General features: G+C 41.8%; 16 protein-coding genes and 1 riboswitch. Of the genes, 3 read left to right on the top strand and 13 right to left on the bottom strand.

Translation table 11 applies throughout. The annotated features are described in order from the left end of the window. Nucleotides 1-10 precede the first annotated feature (10 nt). Nucleotides 11-1,351 carry a sodium-dependent transporter gene (locus N8M16_RS07945; RefSeq protein WP_023947248.1) on the top strand — a complete coding sequence of 447 codons (1,341 nt, stop codon included), beginning with the start codon at nucleotides 11-13 and terminating at the stop codon, nucleotides 1,349-1,351. Between the two features lie 39 nt (nucleotides 1,352-1,390). Here N8M16_RS07945 and manA read toward each other — a convergent pair whose 3' ends face one another. From manA to N8M16_RS07930, 3 genes are all read right to left on the bottom strand, one after another. After that, on the bottom strand, nucleotides 1,391-2,335 hold the full coding sequence (gene manA / locus N8M16_RS07940; protein ID WP_261069948.1) for a mannose-6-phosphate isomerase, class I: 945 nt from the start codon (nucleotides 2,333-2,335) through the stop codon (nucleotides 1,391-1,393). Nucleotides 2,336-2,455: 120 nt separating this feature from the next. Then, entirely contained in the window at nucleotides 2,456-3,895 is a 1,440-nt protein-coding gene (locus N8M16_RS07935) for a 6-phospho-beta-glucosidase (RefSeq protein ID WP_000136868.1), read from the bottom strand. A 208-nt stretch (nucleotides 3,896-4,103) separates the two neighbouring features. Next, nucleotides 4,104-4,364: a SemiSWEET family transporter gene (locus N8M16_RS07930; RefSeq protein WP_001291472.1), complete on the bottom strand. Its 261-nt coding sequence runs from the start codon at nucleotides 4,362-4,364 to the stop codon at nucleotides 4,104-4,106. Between the two features lie 326 nt (nucleotides 4,365-4,690). Here N8M16_RS07930 and N8M16_RS07925 point away from each other — a divergent pair, with 326 nt between their 5' ends. Next, nucleotides 4,691-5,035 (top strand): lipopolysaccharide assembly protein LapA domain-containing protein, encoded by a 345-nt coding sequence (locus tag N8M16_RS07925; RefSeq protein WP_000913393.1) that lies wholly within the window; start codon nucleotides 4,691-4,693, stop codon nucleotides 5,033-5,035. Between the two features lie 165 nt (nucleotides 5,036-5,200). Here N8M16_RS07925 and N8M16_RS07920 read toward each other — a convergent pair whose 3' ends face one another. From N8M16_RS07920 to N8M16_RS07900, 5 genes are all read right to left on the bottom strand, one after another. Next, complete coding sequence (locus N8M16_RS07920) at nucleotides 5,201-5,548, bottom strand: VOC family protein (RefSeq protein ID WP_001052644.1); 348 nt, start codon at nucleotides 5,546-5,548, stop codon at nucleotides 5,201-5,203. 154 nt (nucleotides 5,549-5,702) lie between these two features. Beyond that, nucleotides 5,703-7,478, bottom strand: a complete 1,776-nt coding sequence (gene spxB, locus N8M16_RS07915) for a pyruvate oxidase (protein ID WP_261069947.1) — start codon at nucleotides 7,476-7,478, stop codon at nucleotides 5,703-5,705. Between the two features lie 362 nt (nucleotides 7,479-7,840). Continuing rightward, the gene (locus tag N8M16_RS07910) at nucleotides 7,841-10,084 is read right to left on the bottom strand and encodes a heavy metal translocating P-type ATPase (protein ID WP_261069946.1); all 2,244 of its coding nucleotides are present in this window, start codon (nucleotides 10,082-10,084) and stop codon (nucleotides 7,841-7,843) included. Nucleotides 10,085-10,093: 9 nt separating this feature from the next. Continuing rightward, nucleotides 10,094-10,465, bottom strand: a complete 372-nt coding sequence (locus N8M16_RS07905) for a cupredoxin domain-containing protein (RefSeq protein WP_049546478.1) — start codon at nucleotides 10,463-10,465, stop codon at nucleotides 10,094-10,096. 10 nt (nucleotides 10,466-10,475) lie between these two features. Beyond that, nucleotides 10,476-10,871: a CopY/TcrY family copper transport repressor gene (locus N8M16_RS07900; RefSeq protein ID WP_001167188.1), complete on the bottom strand. Its 396-nt coding sequence runs from the start codon at nucleotides 10,869-10,871 to the stop codon at nucleotides 10,476-10,478. A gap of 183 nt (nucleotides 10,872-11,054) precedes the next feature. Beyond that, a riboswitch (TPP riboswitch) is annotated at nucleotides 11,055-11,152 on the top strand. Between the two features lie 83 nt (nucleotides 11,153-11,235). Between N8M16_RS07900 and thiD the strand changes: the two genes are divergently transcribed. Continuing rightward, nucleotides 11,236-12,027, top strand: coding sequence for a bifunctional hydroxymethylpyrimidine kinase/phosphomethylpyrimidine kinase (gene thiD, locus N8M16_RS07895; protein ID WP_261069945.1), 792 nt, complete (start codon nucleotides 11,236-11,238; stop codon nucleotides 12,025-12,027). Between the two features lie 159 nt (nucleotides 12,028-12,186). Here the strand turns inward: thiD and thiE are convergent, their stop codons facing one another. The 5 genes from thiE to N8M16_RS07870 are packed head-to-tail and all read right to left on the bottom strand — an operon-like array spanning nucleotide 12,187 to nucleotide 15,497. Next, the gene (gene thiE, locus N8M16_RS07890) at nucleotides 12,187-12,819 is read right to left on the bottom strand and encodes a thiamine phosphate synthase (RefSeq protein ID WP_261069944.1); all 633 of its coding nucleotides are present in this window, start codon (nucleotides 12,817-12,819) and stop codon (nucleotides 12,187-12,189) included. Next, nucleotides 12,812-13,615, bottom strand: a complete 804-nt coding sequence (thiM, locus tag N8M16_RS07885; protein ID WP_001147718.1) for a hydroxyethylthiazole kinase — start codon at nucleotides 13,613-13,615, stop codon at nucleotides 12,812-12,814. Before thiM ends, thiE begins: the two co-directional genes overlap by 8 nt. After that, nucleotides 13,615-14,139, bottom strand: coding sequence for an energy coupling factor transporter S component ThiW (gene thiW, locus N8M16_RS07880; RefSeq protein WP_001225552.1), 525 nt, complete (start codon nucleotides 14,137-14,139; stop codon nucleotides 13,615-13,617). Before thiW ends, thiM begins: the two co-directional genes overlap by 1 nt. 4 nt (nucleotides 14,140-14,143) lie before the next feature. Further along, a complete protein-coding gene (gene tenA, locus N8M16_RS07875; RefSeq protein WP_000397203.1) occupies nucleotides 14,144-14,836 on the bottom strand; it encodes a thiaminase II in 693 nt (230 codons plus the stop codon). A 10-nt stretch (nucleotides 14,837-14,846) separates the two neighbouring features. Beyond that, nucleotides 14,847-15,497: an energy-coupling factor transporter transmembrane component T gene (locus N8M16_RS07870; protein WP_000241384.1), complete on the bottom strand. Its 651-nt coding sequence runs from the start codon at nucleotides 15,495-15,497 to the stop codon at nucleotides 14,847-14,849.

Here is a 15,497-nt window from a genome sequence, read left to right as displayed (position 1 = left end):
GAGTTTAACTATGTCTGAAAAATCGCAATGGGGTTCTAAACTGGGCTTTATCCTAGCATCTGCTGGTTCAGCCATCGGACTTGGTGCCGTTTGGAAATTCCCCTACATGACTGCTGCTAATGGTGGAGGAGGCTTTTTACTTGTCTTTCTCATTTCCACTATTTTAATTGGTTTCCCCCTTTTGCTGGCTGAATTTGCTCTCGGCCGAAGTGCTGGTGTCTCAGCAATCAAAACCTTTGGAAAACTCGGCAAGAATAGCAAGTACAACTTTATCGGTTGGATTGGTGCCTTCGCCCTCTTTATCCTCTTATCTTTCTACAGTGTTATTGGAGGATGGATTTTAGTCTATCTAGGCATTGAGTTTGGGAAATTGTTCCAACTTAGCGGAACTGGTGATTATGCTCAATTATTTACTTCAATCATTTCAAATCCAGCCATTGCCCTAGGAGCTCAAGCGGCCTTTATCTTATTGAATATCTTTATTGTATCACGTGGGGTTCAAAAAGGGATTGAAAGAGCATCGAAAGTCATGATGCCCCTGCTCTTTATCATCTTTGTCGTCATCATCGGTCGTTCTCTCAGTTTGCCAAATGCCATGGAAGGGGTTCTTTACTTCCTCAAACCAGACTTTTCAAAACTGACCAGTGCTGGTCTCCTCTATGCTCTGGGACAATCTTTCTTTGCCCTTTCACTAGGGGTTACAGCCATGCTGACATATGCTTCTTATTTGGATCAGAAAACCAATCTAGTCCAGTCAGGAATTTCCATCGTAGCCATGAATATCTCGGTATCCATCATGGCAGGTCTAGCCATTTTCCCTGCTATGTCAGCCTTCAATATCCAATCTGAAGGGGGACCGAGCTTGCTCTTTATCGTCTTGCCTCAACTCTTTGACAAGATGCCTTTTGGAACCATTTTCTACATCCTTTTCCTCTTGCTCTTCCTCTTTGCGACGGTCACTTCTTCTGTCGTCATGCTGGAAATCAATGTGGGAAATATCACCAATCAGAATAACAGCAAACGTGCCAAATGGAGTGCCATTTTAGGAATTTTGACCTTTGTCTTTGGAATTCCTTCAGCCCTATCTTACGGTGTCATGGCAGATGTTCACATCTTTGGGAAGACCTTCTTTGACGCTATGGACTTCTTGGTTTCCAATCTCCTTATGCCATTTGGAGCTCTCTGCCTTTCACTTTTTACAGGCTATATCTTTAAAAAGGTTCTTGCAATGGAGGAACTCCATCTCGATGAAATAGCATGGAAACAGGGACTGTTCCAAGTCTGGCTATTCCTTCTTCGTTTCATCATTCCAATCATCATCATCGTGGTCTTTATCGCCCAATTTATGTAATCAAAAGGACTTGAGTAATGAACTCAGGCCCTTTCTTTTTTATGGATGGCTAACAATCAATTCCAAATCTTGTCCTTCCAAGGTCCAAGCTTCAACATCACTTGGTAGGATAAAGTGGCTACCTTTTTGGATTGGATAGTTTTTTCCGTCAACAGTCAGTTGACCTTGACCAGCTAAGACACTAAACAAGCTGTAGTCAGCTGTCTTTTCGAAGTCAACTTTTCCAGTAATTTCCCACTTGTAAACTGCAAAGAAATCATTGGATACAAGGAGAGTGGAACGCAAATCATCTGCTTTAACAGTTACAGGACGGCTATTTGCAGGCTCACCAATGTTCAAGACATCAATGGATTTTTCAAGGTGAAGTTCACGCAAGTTGCCATTATTATCCTTACGGTCAAAGTCATAGACACGGTAGGTTGTGTCGCTAGATTGTTGTGTTTCAAGGATTAAAATACCTGCACCAATAGCGTGCATAGTCCCACTTGGTACGTAGAAGAAATCTCCAGCCTTAACAGGCACTTTTGTCAGCAAGGCATCCCAGTTCTTGTCCTCGATTTGCTGGCGGAGTTCTTCTTTTGATTTGGCATTGTGACCGTAGATAATCTCTGAACCTTCATCTGCAGCGATGATATACCAGCATTCTGTTTTTCCGAGCTCGCCTTCATGTTCTAGACCATAGGCATCGTCTGGGTGAACTTGGACACTGAGCCAGTCGTTAGCATCCAGAATCTTAGTCAACAGTGGAAATACAGGTTCTGGACGATTGCCAAACAATTCACGGTGCTCTGCATATAAAGTAGCCAGGTCTGTTCCCTCGTAGCGACCATTGGCAACTTTAGAGACACCATTTGGATGGGCTGAGATGGCCCAATATTCTCCGATTTTTTCACTTGGGATGTCGTAGCCAAACTCATCACGTAGCTTGGTACCACCCCAGATTTTTTCTTGCATAACTGATTGTAAAAATAATGGTTCTGACATGTCGATCTCCTGTCTGATTTTTCTCCCCTCATTATAGCAAAAAAAGAGTTCCAGTTGAACTCTTTTTCACATCTTATAAAGTAGGGAGAAGATTTTATAAAAATAGTGAACAAATGTGCTCTACTCAATGCTTGCACCATTGCTGGCAATGACATCCTTGTACCAGTAGAAGGATTTCTTCTTGCTACGTTTGAGGCTTCCATGACCAGCATTATCTCGATCTACATAGATAAAGCCATAGCGCTTGTTCATTTCGCCTGTTCCAGCTGAAACCAGATCGATACAGCCCCAAGTCGTATAACCAAGCAAGTCAACGCCATCTTGGTAAATGGCATCTCGCATGGCCTTGATATGAGCCTCTAAGTAAGCAATCCGATAGTCATCTGCTACATGACCATTCTCATCCGGTGTATCCATAGCACCTAGACCGTTTTCCACGATGAACATTGGCTTTTGGTAACGATCCCAGATAGCATTGAGGGTGATACGAAGACCAAGTGGGTCAATCTGCCATCCCCATTCTGAGGATTCAAGATAAGGATTTTTGAGAGAGGCAAAGATATTTCCAGCAGTTAATTCTTTAACTTCTGGATCACCTGAGGCTACTAGACTTGCATAGTAAGAGAAGGAAACAAAGTCAACAGTATTGTCCTTCAACAACTCTAAATCTTCTGCAGTCATTTGAATCTCGATTCGCTCACGCTCCCACTGCTTCTTGGCGTAGTTTGGGTATTCCCCACGCGCTTGAACATCAATGAAGAAGTAACTCTTGCGGTCTTCCTCCATGGCTGCCCAGTAGTCTCTTGGATGGGCTGTGTTAGGATAGTATTGCCCTGCAGCCAACATACATCCCACCTTATTTTCTGGGTCAATTTCGTGGGCAATCTTTGTCGCAAGAGCTGAAGCTACCAACTCATAGTGTGCAGCCTGATATTTAACCAGTTCTTGATTTTCTCCTTCTTCAAAACAGAGCCCAGCTCCCATAAAGGGGGCATGGAGAATCATGTTGATTTCGTTGAAGGTAAGCCAATATTTGACCAAACCCTTATAGCGGGTAAAGAGTGTGCGACAAAGTTTTTCATAGAAGTCTAACATCCGACGATTGCGCCAACCACCGTACTCTGTAATCAAGTGCATAGGACAGTCGAAATGAGTGATAGTCACCAGAGGTTGGATACCATACTTGTGGCACTCCTTAAATAAATCCTCATAAAAGGCTAGACCAGCTTCATTTGGCACTGTTTCGTCGCCCTTAGGAAAAATCCGAGTCCAAGCAATGGATAGACGATAAGTCTTAAAGCCCATTTCCGCAAAAAGGGCAATATCTTCCTTGTAATGATGGTACATATCAATAGCTTGCTTGGCTGGGTAAAAATAGCCCTCCTCAAACGAAAACATCTTTTTCTGACCTGTGATAATGGCTTCACGATCTGGACCGATGGGGACGACATCCACATTCGCCAATCCACGACCTTCTAAATTATAAGCACCCTCACACTGGTTGGCAGCTGTCGCTCCGCCCCACAAGAAACCATCCGGAAAAGTCAGTTTTTCGGTCATAACTCTACTCACTTTCTTATTTGCTTGTTCATTTACTTATATTATAACTTATTCTGTAAACCTTTTCTTATAAAATACTGTGACATACTGATACTATTCTACTATTTAAGTTTATCAGATTGTTTTTTAAAAAATTATCCTCTAGAAAAAGTAAATAGCCTCCCCTGAAACAAAAAAGAAGACTGAAAACTAGTCTCCTCTGTTCCTTTTAAATCAAAGCTGTAATAACCGTCACTAGGCCAAAAATAATACCTGGTGCATTAGCTGCTGCAAGGGGGATATCTCTTTCTTTTTTGAAAAGACCGTAGTAAACCCAGAGACTACAGTTGATGGCAGCAACCAAGGGCTGGATGAAATTTCCTTTTTGACCAGCCAGATTGTTCATGATTTGTGGGAAGTAAGACACATACATCATAACAGACATAAAGGTCGCTACCCAACCTAAAATTTTCATTTGTTTTTCAGACATTTTCAAAACCTCTTTCATTTTTACTGAATCTTATTTTAAAATATTCTTTCAAAACAATCAAGTCTTTAAAACTTTTGTTATAAAGATATAAACTATCACAATCTTGTTATAAGAAAGAGGGAACAGAAAAAAGACCGAATTGCTCCGTTCTGTTTACTCAATCAAATATTAGAAAATGAATACTCCTTTTCAATGAATCGATTGATTGATGGTAAATAAGCCGTTAGAAATTATTGACAGTATCGAAATTTTCTAGTAAAATGAATTTTGTTAATACCTAAATGGTGTGTAGTTTTCTATCAACATAGTCAGGAGAAAAGGAACTTATGCTAAAAAAATTTAATGAATTGTCACTGAAAGATAAGGCTTATCTAATTGGCGGTTTGAGCTTATTAGTCATTGTGATCTCATTTGGTCTACTCAATCGTCAAACAGTAACTGTCAGTCTTGTCTTTACACAACTATCTGCTCCCTTGATTTTGGTGATTTTTACTTGTCTAGTAATCGGGATCATTGCTGGTAGTGCTATTGGTATTAGCTATCACCATAACAAGACTCAAGATCTGAGAAGCCGCATTGCTGAAGCAGAAGCGACTATCAATATAAAAGACAGGGAGCTTGTCCAGTACGAGGAACAGGTGCAACAATTAAAACAGGAAGCCAAACAATAAGTGTAGAAATCATAACCACCCGTGAAAACGGGTGGTTTTTTGTCTCGCACCTAACGGAGCGAGACGGACTGAAAGTCGCATAAATACAAAAAAGATCGAATTGCTCCGATCTTTTTAAGTTTCACTCCAAGAATGTTTAGATAAAAAATTTGATAATAGAATTACCTACTTCATACGATAAAAATCAATCACTAGACCAGCAGGCCCTTTAACTAATAAGGACTCTGTTCCCCAATCGGTTACAGTTGGTCCGTTTAAAACCTGGATACCAAGTTCTTTCAACCGTTGGTAATTCTGGTCTACATCCTCAACCTCGATATGAAGAATGATTCCTGACTGAAAATCTTCCAAAGGAATCAAATGATTTTGGGACAACATCAGACAGTGACTGCCAATCGTAAACTGAGCAAAACTGTCATCAACATAATCGGATTTTTTATCCAAAATACGCTCCAAGTCAGCACAGACTTGTGGAACATCGGAAACGATAATATCTAATTGATTTAAATTCATTTACTATCCTCCATAAAAAGACCGGATTGCTCCGATCTTTTTAAGTTTCGCTCTAAGAAAATCAAAGAATAAACAAGGCATCGAACCGCAGGCAGTACTGAAGTACGGCAAGGTGAAGATAACACAGTTTAAATTTGATTTTCGACGAGAGGAATTATTTAATTGCGCGTGATTGCAAACCTTCTTCTTCCAAGAAGAGGCGGAATGGTACGAGTTCTTCTGCTTCGTATTTTTCCTTGAAGTCTTTGATTGCTTCTTCTGAGTGAATTTTTGGATCCAATTCAAGTACTTCTACTGGAAGTGGACGGTGTGGAGTGATGCGAGCATCGATCACAACAGTTTTACCTTCTTTGTTGAGTTTAACAGCTTCTGCAACAACTGCATCGATGTCTTCGATACGGTCAACTGTAAATCCTACAGCACCTTGAGCTTCAGCGATTTTCGCATAGTCAGCATTAGGGAAGTCACAACCAAACAAGTGTTTGTTTGTGTCTTCGTATTTGTCCTTGATGAAGGCATATTTACCATTTGAGAAGACAACGTTGATAACTGGAAGGTCGTATTGAACGTTTGTGATAACGTCTGGGTAGCACATGTTGAATGCACCGTCACCCATGATGTTCCATACTTGGCGATCTGGATTGTCTTTCTTAGCAGCGATACCACCAGGAAGGGCAATACCCATTGTCGCAAAGAGTGGAGATGTACGCCACATGTTCTTTGGTGTCATGTGAAGGTGACGAGTAGATGTTTGAGTAGTGTCACCTACGTCGATTGAGTAGATAGCGTCTTGATCAGCATGTTTGTTGATTGCATTGTAAACTTGATACAATTGCAATTCACCCTCAGTTTTACCTTCGATTTTGTTCATGTAATCACGCCAGTTTTGGTTGTTCTTAACGTTTGCACGCCACCATGGAGTAGATTCAACTGGGTTCACTTTGTCAAGGATAGCTTTAGCTGCTTGACCTGCATCACCAAGGATTGAAGCGTCTAGGGCATGACGTTTACCAAGTTTGTAAGGGTCGATATCCACTTGGATGAATTTTTCAGTATTCTTGAATGCTTGGTAAACTTCAGCAAATGGGAAGTTTGAACCAAGGAAAAGAACTGTGTCTGCTTCAAAGACCACTTCGTTGGCTGGCTTCCAACCAACACGGTAAGCAGAACCTGTCAAACCTTCATAGTTCCATTCAAAGGCTTCAAAGTTTTTACCAGTTGTGATGATTGGTGCTTTGATTTTACGTGACAATTCAGTAATCACTTCACCAGCTTTCACACCACCGTAACCAGCGTAAATAACTGGACGTTCAGCATTGTTCAAGATTTCAACAGCTTTGTTGATTTCAACTTCGTTCAAAGCAGGAGCGATGAATGAACGTTCGTATGAACCTGAACCGTAGTATGAATTTTCGTCGATTTCTTGGAAACCGAAGTTTACTGGGATTTCAACAACAGCTGGACCTTTTTTAGAAACTGCAGCACGGCAAGCTTCGTCGATTACTTTTGGCAATTGCTCAGCGTAAGCTACACGTTTGTTGTATACAGCGATACCGTTGTACATTGGGTTTTGGTTCAATTCTTGGAAAGCATCCATGTTGAGTTCGTTAACTGGACGTGATCCAAGGATCGCTAGGAATGGAGTGTTATCCATAGCTGCATCGTAAACACCGTTAATCAAGTGAGTCGCACCTGGACCACCTGAACCAACTGCAACCCCGATTGAGCCGCCGAATTTAGCTTGCATAACCGCTGCAAGAGCACCTGTTTCTTCGTGACGAACTTGCAAGAAGCGGATATCTTTATCTTCAGCCAAAGCGTCCATCAATGAGCTGAGTGTTCCTGATGGGATACCGTAGATTGTATCTACGCCCCATGTTTTCAATACGTTAAGCATTGCTGCAGATGCAGTAATTTTCCCTTGAGTCATAATGATAACTCTCCTTCAAATATTTTTAAATCTACTAAAAAAGGTTTCATATAATTTTTGAAAACGTTTCAGTAAATTTTTACACTACTAATTTATCACATTTATTTTTAGTTTACTAAGAATCTGCTCAGAAGTTTCTATTCTCTATTACAGTACAGTTTGAAAACGTTTTTAGATTCTGTCTTATAATACTCAATGAAAATTAAAGAGCAAACTAGGAAACTAGCCGCAGGTTGCTCAAAGCACGGCTTTGAGGTTGTAGATAAGACTGACGAAGTCAGTTACATATATCTACGGCAAGGCGACGTTGACGTGGTTTGAATTTAATTTTCGAAGAGTATAAAAAGCGAGCAAGCCCGCTTTTAATCTATTTTACTAAAGTTTAGCAGAAGGGAACTAGTCAGAACAGATACAGAACTAAAGGCCATGGCTAGACCTGCCAGTTCTGGGTTAAGGGCCAGTCCAACACCTGAAAAGACTCCTGCTGCAATCGGAATTCCGGCGACATTGTAGATAAAGGCCCAGAAAAGATTGAGCAGAATTCGATTAAAGGTTTTCTTACTCATGTCAAAGGCACGAACCACTCCTAGGAGGTTATTAGTTGTCAACACCAAATCTGCTGACTCGATGGCAATATCTGTTCCAGCTCCCATAGCAATCCCCACATCTGCTACACTGAGGGCAGGAGCGTCATTAATCCCATCACCAACAAAAGCTACTTTCCCAGCTGATTGTAGTTTATGGATTTCATGGGCTTTTTCTTCTGGCAAGACACCTGCAATGACCTCTTCGATTCCGATCTGATCGGCAATGGCACGCGCCACACCTGCATTGTCTCCTGTCAGCATGACTGTTTTAAGACCTCGTTTTTTCAACTGACTGATGGCAAGCTTAGCATTTTCCTTAGGAATATCTTGCAGAGCAAGCAAGCCTTTGATTTTATTGTCCACAGCCAAGAACACAACTGTCTTAGCTTCTTTTTCTAGTTCTTCTAGTTTTTCTTGATAAATGCTAGAAATATCCATGCCATCCAGCATTTTAGCATTTCCAAGCAAAACTTGTTTTCCATTGATTTGCCCTGAGACACCTTTTCCGTGCAAGGCTTGGAAATTTTCAACAGTTTGAAGCTCAAGTCCAGCTTCACTCGCTCGTTTCACAACGGCTTCAGCCAGTGGGTGTTGAGAAGCTTCTTCCAAGGAAGCTGCCAATCCAAGCACTTCTACTTCGTCGCCGATGATATCTGTGACCACAGGTTTCCCTTCAGTCAAAGTTCCGGTCTTATCAAAGACGATAGTTTGAACTTTCTGGATTTCCTGTAGAACCGTTCCATTTTTGAGGAGAACTCCCATCTTGGCACTGCGACCTGTCCCCACCATAAGGGCTGTCGGTGTTGCAAGTCCCAATGCACAAGGGCAGGCGATAATCAAAACCGCCACTCCGTAGAGAAGAGAGGACACAAAGCTAGCTCCAAGCACGACCACACTATCCCTGAGCAAGACGAACCAAACCCAAAAGGTCACAATCCCTAAAATGACAACTGCTGGGACAAAAATTCCTGAAATCTTATCCGTCAAGTCCTGAATCGGCGCACGACTGGTTTGAGCTTTCTTCACAAAATCCACAATCTGAGCCAAAACAGTCTCTGAACCAACTTTTTCTGCTCTAAAAACAAGTGTTCCACTATTATTGATGGTTGAACCAATGACGGTATCTCCAACTGTCTTGTCCACAGGCAGACTCTCACCTGTCACCATAGACTCATCAATACTAGAGATACCTTCTACTACGACACCATCAACCGCAATCTTTTCACCGGGACGCACTCGAATCAGGTCACCTACCTTGACTTGCTCCAAAGGGACTTGAACATAGTTATCCTCACGCAAGACTTCTGCAGTTTTAGCCTGCAAGTCAAGTAATTTCTCCACAGCTTGGGAAGTATTTTTCCGCATTTTCTCCTCAAAAACGGCTCCCATAAGAACGAAGAAGAAGATAAAGGCAGCACTTTCAAAGTAAACGGGGAGGCCAGCGAAGAGGGCAACTAAGCTATAGAAATAGGCCACTAGGGTTCCCAGAGCAACCAAGGTATCCATGTTGGCATTGTGCTTTTTAAAACTAGCCCAAGCACTTTGGATATAAGGACCACCTGCTACTAGCATAATCGGTGTTGTGGCTAAAAAGGTGCCCCAACGCATGACTTGGTTACTAATTCCTCCTGTCGACATCCCAATCATGAGGATCACAAGAGGCACAGTAAAGATACTAGTAATCCAAAAACGCTGTAAAAGTGATAGAGATTTTCGAGTCTTCTCAACAACTGTATAACTTCCCTTTTGCATCTTCATACCACAAGAAAATTCATGTTGACCTAATTCTTGAGGTGTAAAACGAATGACTTTCTCTTCGTCTACGCCGATTGGTTCTAAGAGGCCTTCTTCTTCAAACAGAATTTCCTTATAACAGTTTGAAGGAGTAGTACGATGAAAGGTAATCTCAGCTGGAATCCCTTTTTGAAGCTGTATATGAGCTGGATGGTAGCCTTTGTCTGCCGTGATACGGATTTTTTGAACACCATTTTCAAGACTTGCTTTTACAATTTCAGTCATATCATTCTCCTATTCTACAATCATCTTACCGTGCATCATATTCATGCCACAAGAGAAACCATACTCTCCAGCCTGCTCAGGCGTGATTTCCACTATATACTCTTCCCCCATAGGCAGGTCCGCATGTACACCAAAATCTGGAAAAACAATTTGGTCCAGACAGGGTGAAGGGTCCTTGCGGTCAAAGACAATGCGGGCTGGCACTGATTTCTTGAGGATAATCAACTCAGGCGTATAGCCACCCATGACCTCCACTCGAATCTCTTGGTAGCCGTTTTTTTGCTGGGCTTTTTGTCCAGATTTTTCAGGCTTTTTGAAAAACCAAAACAAGATAAAGGCGATAAGGGTAATACAAACAATGGTTACAATACTATTTAACATGACGTCTCCTTTACATACAATTACATTTTACTTCTGTTACAGCGCTTGACTTCTTCTCAGAAATCACAGCTTCCAAGTCTTCCAAGTCAGCCTGAGTAAAATCACATTCAGCAATCAAATCAGCCAGCAAGTTCTTAATCCTACGGGAACAAACCTTGTCTTTGATATCTTGGACAAGTAAATCCCGACTTTGGTCCAAAGTTAAAAGTGCTGAATAGACAAAGGACTTGCCTTCTTTTTTCCTCGTCAGGCACTCTTTCTCGACCAAACGAGCCAAAAGAGTTTGAATGGTCGACTTGGACCAGTCGAACCGCTCCGCCAGAACCCTAATCAAATCTGAACTAGTCTGCTCTCCTTGCATCCAAATAATCTTCATGACCTGCCATTCTGCATCTGAAATCTGCATCATCACACCTCCAAAATCTACATTTGTCAATTACAATTATCAGTATACTCTTAAAATCTACATTTGTCAACTATGAAATTAATCTTTTCTTTGAAAAATTGAATTTTAACCCTATGATAAAGGATTTGCAGTCAAATCTTACTATATAAACTATGAAAATATGCTATACTAAAGAAAAAAGAAAACAACCACTAGGGGTGCGTAATGCTGAGATTAACGACTGTTAGACCCTTTGACTCAATCTAGGTAATGCTAGCTGATGGAAGTGGAAATGATAATGGGGACTAGCAGTCTTCTATTGCCTTCCTGAAACGGACTAGCTTGTTCTTAAGAATACAAACTTCAGTTGGTTGGGAGGTTTTAGATGACTTATTTACCCGTTGCTTTGACCATTGCAGGGACTGACCCTAGTGGTGGTGCTGGCATTATGGCTGATTTAAAGTCGTTCCAAGCTAGAGATGTCTATGGAATGGCCGTTGTGACCAGTCTTGTCGCTCAAAATACCAGAGGCGTTCAATTAATCGAGCACGTTTCTCCTCAAATGTTGAAAGCCCAATTGGAGAGTGTCTTTTCGGATATCAAGCCTCAGGCTGTAAAAACTGGGATGTTGGCAACTACCGAAATCATGGAAATCATCCAGCCCTATCTTAAAAAGCTGGATTGTCCCTACGTCCTTGACCCTGTTATGGTCGCAACAAGCGGAGACACCCTGATTGATACCAGTGCCAGAGACTACCTAAAAACAAATCTACTTCCCCTTGCAACTATTATTACACCCAATCTTCCTGAGGCGGAAGAGATTGTTGGTTTTTCAATCCATAATCCAGAAGACATGCAGCGTGCTGGTCGCCTGATTTTAAAAGAATTTGGTCCTCAGTCTGTGGTCATCAAAGGTGGGCATCTCGAAGGCGGTGCCAAGGATTTCCTCTTTACCAAGGATGAGCAATTTGTCTGGGAAAGTCCACGAATTCAAACCTGTCACACCCATGGTACTGGATGTACCTTTGCTGCAGTGATTACTGCTGAACTAGCCAAGGGAAAAAGCCTTTATCAGGCAGTTGATAAGGCAAAGGCCTTTATCACGAAAGCCATCCAAGACGCCCCTCAACTCGGTCATGGTTCTGGCCCAGTCAACCATACAAGCTTTAAAGATTAAAAAAACTCTCTAGTTCCCACTTTAAGGGAATTAGAGAGTTTTTATACTCTTCGAAAATCTCTTCAAACGACGTCAGCTTTATCTGCAACCTCAAAGCTGTGCTTTGAGCAACCTGCGACTAGCTTCCTAGTTTGCTCTTTGATTTTCATTGAGTATTAATTAGAAAATAATGTCATCCAACTTTGTCAAAAAGGCTTGTGTTTTTGCCTCTATATCTTCTGCCTGCATCAAATCACGTACGACAGCTACTCCAGCTATGCCCGTGCCAATAAGCTGTTCAATGTTCTCTGACGTCAAGCCTCCGATAGCAACTACTGGAATGGCGACCCTTTGGCAAATTGTTTTCAAGGTTGAAATTAGGGTGATAGGCGCATTTTCCTTGGTCGTAGTCGGGAAAATGGCTCCTGTCCCCAAGTAATCCGCACCTCCTTCTTCTGCCTCGAGGGCTCTTTTTACAGTTTTAGCTGTGACACCGAGGATTTTTTCAGGACCTAGGACTTTGCGGGCAACCGAAACTGGTAGTTCATCGTCTCCAATATGCAGACCAGCAGCATCAACCGCAAGACAAACATCCAAACGATCATCGATTATCAAGGGTACCTGATAGGCATCTGTTATTTCCTTGACTTGTTTTGCCAGTTGATAATATTGATTTGTTGTGAGATTTTTTTCTCGTAATTGGACTATGGTAACCCCTGAGCGGCAAGCCGTCTCAATCTTTTCAAGAAAACTTTGCAAGGAATCTTGGTAGCGATTGGTTACCAGATATAGTCTAAGTGCTTCTCTATTCATAAACCTCTCCTTTGATAGCATCTAGCCAGTTTTCATCTCTTTTGAGGAGTGAAAGCTGATTGAGTACTTGGTAACGAAAATCTTCCAATCCCATTCCTTGAACAACTATTCTCTCAGCGGAGATATTGAGATAAGAAACCGCTAGGAAAGAAGCTTCAAAGGCAGTCTTTCCTTGGCTGAGAAAAACAGCTGTTAAAGCTCCAACCAAGTCTCCTGTCCCTGTTATCCAGTCTAATTCAGCACAGCCATTTCCCAGTACAGCGACCTGATTCTTCGAAACGATGAGGTCCTTAGGGCCTGTGACTAAGAATGACATACCTGGATAGATCTGACACCAGTCTTTCAAGACTTGAAGCAAATCCTCAGTTTCTTGATCTTTAGCACTCGCATCTACCCCAACGCCGTGGTGTTTTAAGCCAACAAGACTTCGGATTTCCGACATATTTCCTTTAAGTACCGTAGGTCTATAGTCTAAAAGGTCTTTAACTAAGCTCTTACGAATGGATGAAACTGTTACGCCAACTGCATCTACTACCATTGGAAGACAAACTTGATCTGCATAAGAAGCTGCCATACGGATTGCTTTTTCCTTCTCAGCTGACAAATGCCCCAAATTGATGAAGAGTGCCTGGCTTTGCTTAGTAAAATCAAGAACCTCACGGGGATCATCTGCCATAACTGGTTTACATCCCAGAGCCAAAATCCCATTTGCTAGCATCTCACAAGAAATCTCATTGGTAATACAGTGAATGAGGGAAGTCGTTGCCAGAGGAAAAGGATTTGTAAATGCCTGCATCAGTCTATCCTTTCATCAAAGAAATATCCCTGAACTTTTTTAAAGAATTCCTGCTTGATTAAAAATCGAAAGGCAATAAAGGAAATCGCTGTACCAATCAAGGTTGCACCGAAAAATCGAGGAGTGTAGATAAACCAACTAAGCTTAGCGGCCGATCCTGTAAAGAGTACCATAACAGGATAGGAAACAATAGAACCAATAATACCTGTTCCCAAAATTTCTCCCAAAGCAGAAAAGTAAAATTTTCTACCATACTTATAAAAGAGACCTGCTAGAAGGGCTCCAAAAGTCGCTCCTGTGAGAGCTAAAGGCGGAATCCCTTGAGTCGTCATACGGATAAAGGCTGTCACTGTAGCCATAGCCAAGGCATAAACAGGTCCCATCATGATTCCAGCTAGAATATTGACTACACTGGACATCGGTGCCATTCCCTCAATCCGAAAGATAGGCGTAAGGACTACATCAAGGGCAATCATCATGGATAAAATGGTTAATTTGTGAACTTGTAATTGGTGCTTTCTCATGTTTCTATTCTTCTCCTGTTTCTAAAGACTGTAAATCGCTCTTCCATGTCTGGTGTTGGTAGGCCATTTCCCAAAACTTAGCTTCCATATGAACACTGATGTGGAAGGCATCTAGCATTTTTTTCTTGTCTGTCTCGTCACTTTCTCGATAGAGTTGATTGACCAGAGCCTCTTCCTCTCTGATCTGCTGCTCCAATTCATCCGTAATATACGTTTCAATCCATTGTTGATAGAGAGGATTTGGTGATGGTTTAAGATTAAGTGATTTGCCTATATCATGATATAGCCAAGGACAAGGCAGCAAGCTTGCAAAGGCAATACCCAAGTTTGGCTCTGCAAATTGCCGATAAATGTGAGAGATATAATGATAGCAGGTTGGAGCGATTGGATGCTCATCCATTTCCTGATCGCTGATTTCCAATTCCTTGAAAAATTGTTGGCGGATAAATAACTCACCTTCCACTAGACTCTGAGCATTTTGTTTCAAGAGTCTTTTCATCTCTTGATTTGAAGTCTTATCAGCCAAGAGGTGATAGGCTTCTGAGAAGGCCTTCAAATAGTAGGCATCCTGAATCAAGTAATAGCGAAAGATGGACAGGTCTAAATTTCCCTCTTGCAACTGTAAAACAAAGGGGTGATGAAAGGAAGTCTGCCAAGCTTCCTTGGATAATTCCATCGCAATATCTGTAAATTCCATAATAACTCCTTTATAAAAATAGACTGGTTTGAAGCAATAAAAAGAAAAGCAGGTAGATGAATAGTGTCCTTTGAGGAATATAAAAAGTCCGATAGCGATTCTCCGCCTGTGCATGTTCGTCATATCCATGCGCCGATAGGGCTCTCAGGTAAAGATGGCGCCACCTAAAGACTGTCATCAGAACCTTGCTGTAAATCAAGGGCGACCAAAAATGTAGTTCTTGACCGCGTAATAAGCAAGCTTCCTTGAGGGACTTGATTTCTTGCTGGATAAGGGGGAAGGAATTGAATACCACAATCAAGGCATAGGCCCAAGAGCGTGATAACCCCTTTTGAGCCAAGTACAAGAGAAGCTCTTTTAGGGAAATAGAGGAAACAAAGACAAGACCAATACAAACGGTCACAAAGGCCCTCGTTCCAAGCATGACTGCCTGCGAAGCATCCCCATGTAACTGAACTGCCCAGTAGTTGGCCAAGGATGGCAAAATGGCGAGCAGAATCATCCAAGCCAATACTTTAAATCGCCGGTAATAGAGCATAAAGAGAATGCAAAATGCGACTACCGAGAGATTAAGAGCAATCGAAGGAATGAAAGATGTTTCCAAGGATAAAATCAGCAAGAAGAGACTGATAATCGGTGTCTGGGTTGCTACTTTGACCAT

Origin of the sequence: Streptococcus mitis, assembly GCF_946188375.1 — a bacterium.
Lineage (GTDB): Bacteria > Bacillota > Bacilli > Lactobacillales > Streptococcaceae > Streptococcus > Streptococcus mitis_CX.
Note: the sequence above shows the minus strand (reverse complement) of the source record. Positions and strands in the feature narration are given on the sequence as shown.

Coding starts and splice junctions, on each gene's coding strand:
- N8M16_RS07945 (WP_023947248.1), top strand. CDS start 11: ATGTCTGAAAAATCGCAATGGGGTTCTAAACTGGGCTTTATCCTAGCA.
- manA (WP_261069948.1), bottom strand. CDS start 2,335: ATGTCAGAACCATTATTTTTACAATCAGTTATGCAAGAAAAAATCTGG.
- N8M16_RS07935 (WP_000136868.1), bottom strand. CDS start 3,895: ATGACCGAAAAACTGACTTTTCCGGATGGTTTCTTGTGGGGCGGAGCG.
- N8M16_RS07930 (WP_001291472.1), bottom strand. CDS start 4,364: ATGTCTGAAAAACAAATGAAAATTTTAGGTTGGGTAGCGACCTTTATG.
- N8M16_RS07925 (WP_000913393.1), top strand. CDS start 4,691: ATGCTAAAAAAATTTAATGAATTGTCACTGAAAGATAAGGCTTATCTA.
- N8M16_RS07920 (WP_001052644.1), bottom strand. CDS start 5,548: ATGAATTTAAATCAATTAGATATTATCGTTTCCGATGTTCCACAAGTC.
- spxB (WP_261069947.1), bottom strand. CDS start 7,478: ATGACTCAAGGGAAAATTACTGCATCTGCAGCAATGCTTAACGTATTG.
- N8M16_RS07910 (WP_261069946.1), bottom strand. CDS start 10,084: ATGACTGAAATTGTAAAAGCAAGTCTTGAAAATGGTGTTCAAAAAATC.
- N8M16_RS07905 (WP_049546478.1), bottom strand. CDS start 10,465: ATGTTAAATAGTATTGTAACCATTGTTTGTATTACCCTTATCGCCTTT.
- N8M16_RS07900 (WP_001167188.1), bottom strand. CDS start 10,871: ATGCAGATTTCAGATGCAGAATGGCAGGTCATGAAGATTATTTGGATG.
- thiD (WP_261069945.1), top strand. CDS start 11,236: ATGACTTATTTACCCGTTGCTTTGACCATTGCAGGGACTGACCCTAGT.
- thiE (WP_261069944.1), bottom strand. CDS start 12,819: ATGAATAGAGAAGCACTTAGACTATATCTGGTAACCAATCGCTACCAA.
- thiM (WP_001147718.1), bottom strand. CDS start 13,615: ATGCAGGCATTTACAAATCCTTTTCCTCTGGCAACGACTTCCCTCATT.
- thiW (WP_001225552.1), bottom strand. CDS start 14,139: ATGAGAAAGCACCAATTACAAGTTCACAAATTAACCATTTTATCCATG.
- tenA (WP_000397203.1), bottom strand. CDS start 14,836: ATGGAATTTACAGATATTGCGATGGAATTATCCAAGGAAGCTTGGCAG.
- N8M16_RS07870 (WP_000241384.1), bottom strand. CDS start 15,497: ATGGTCAAAGTAGCAACCCAGACACCGATTATCAGTCTCTTCTTGCTG.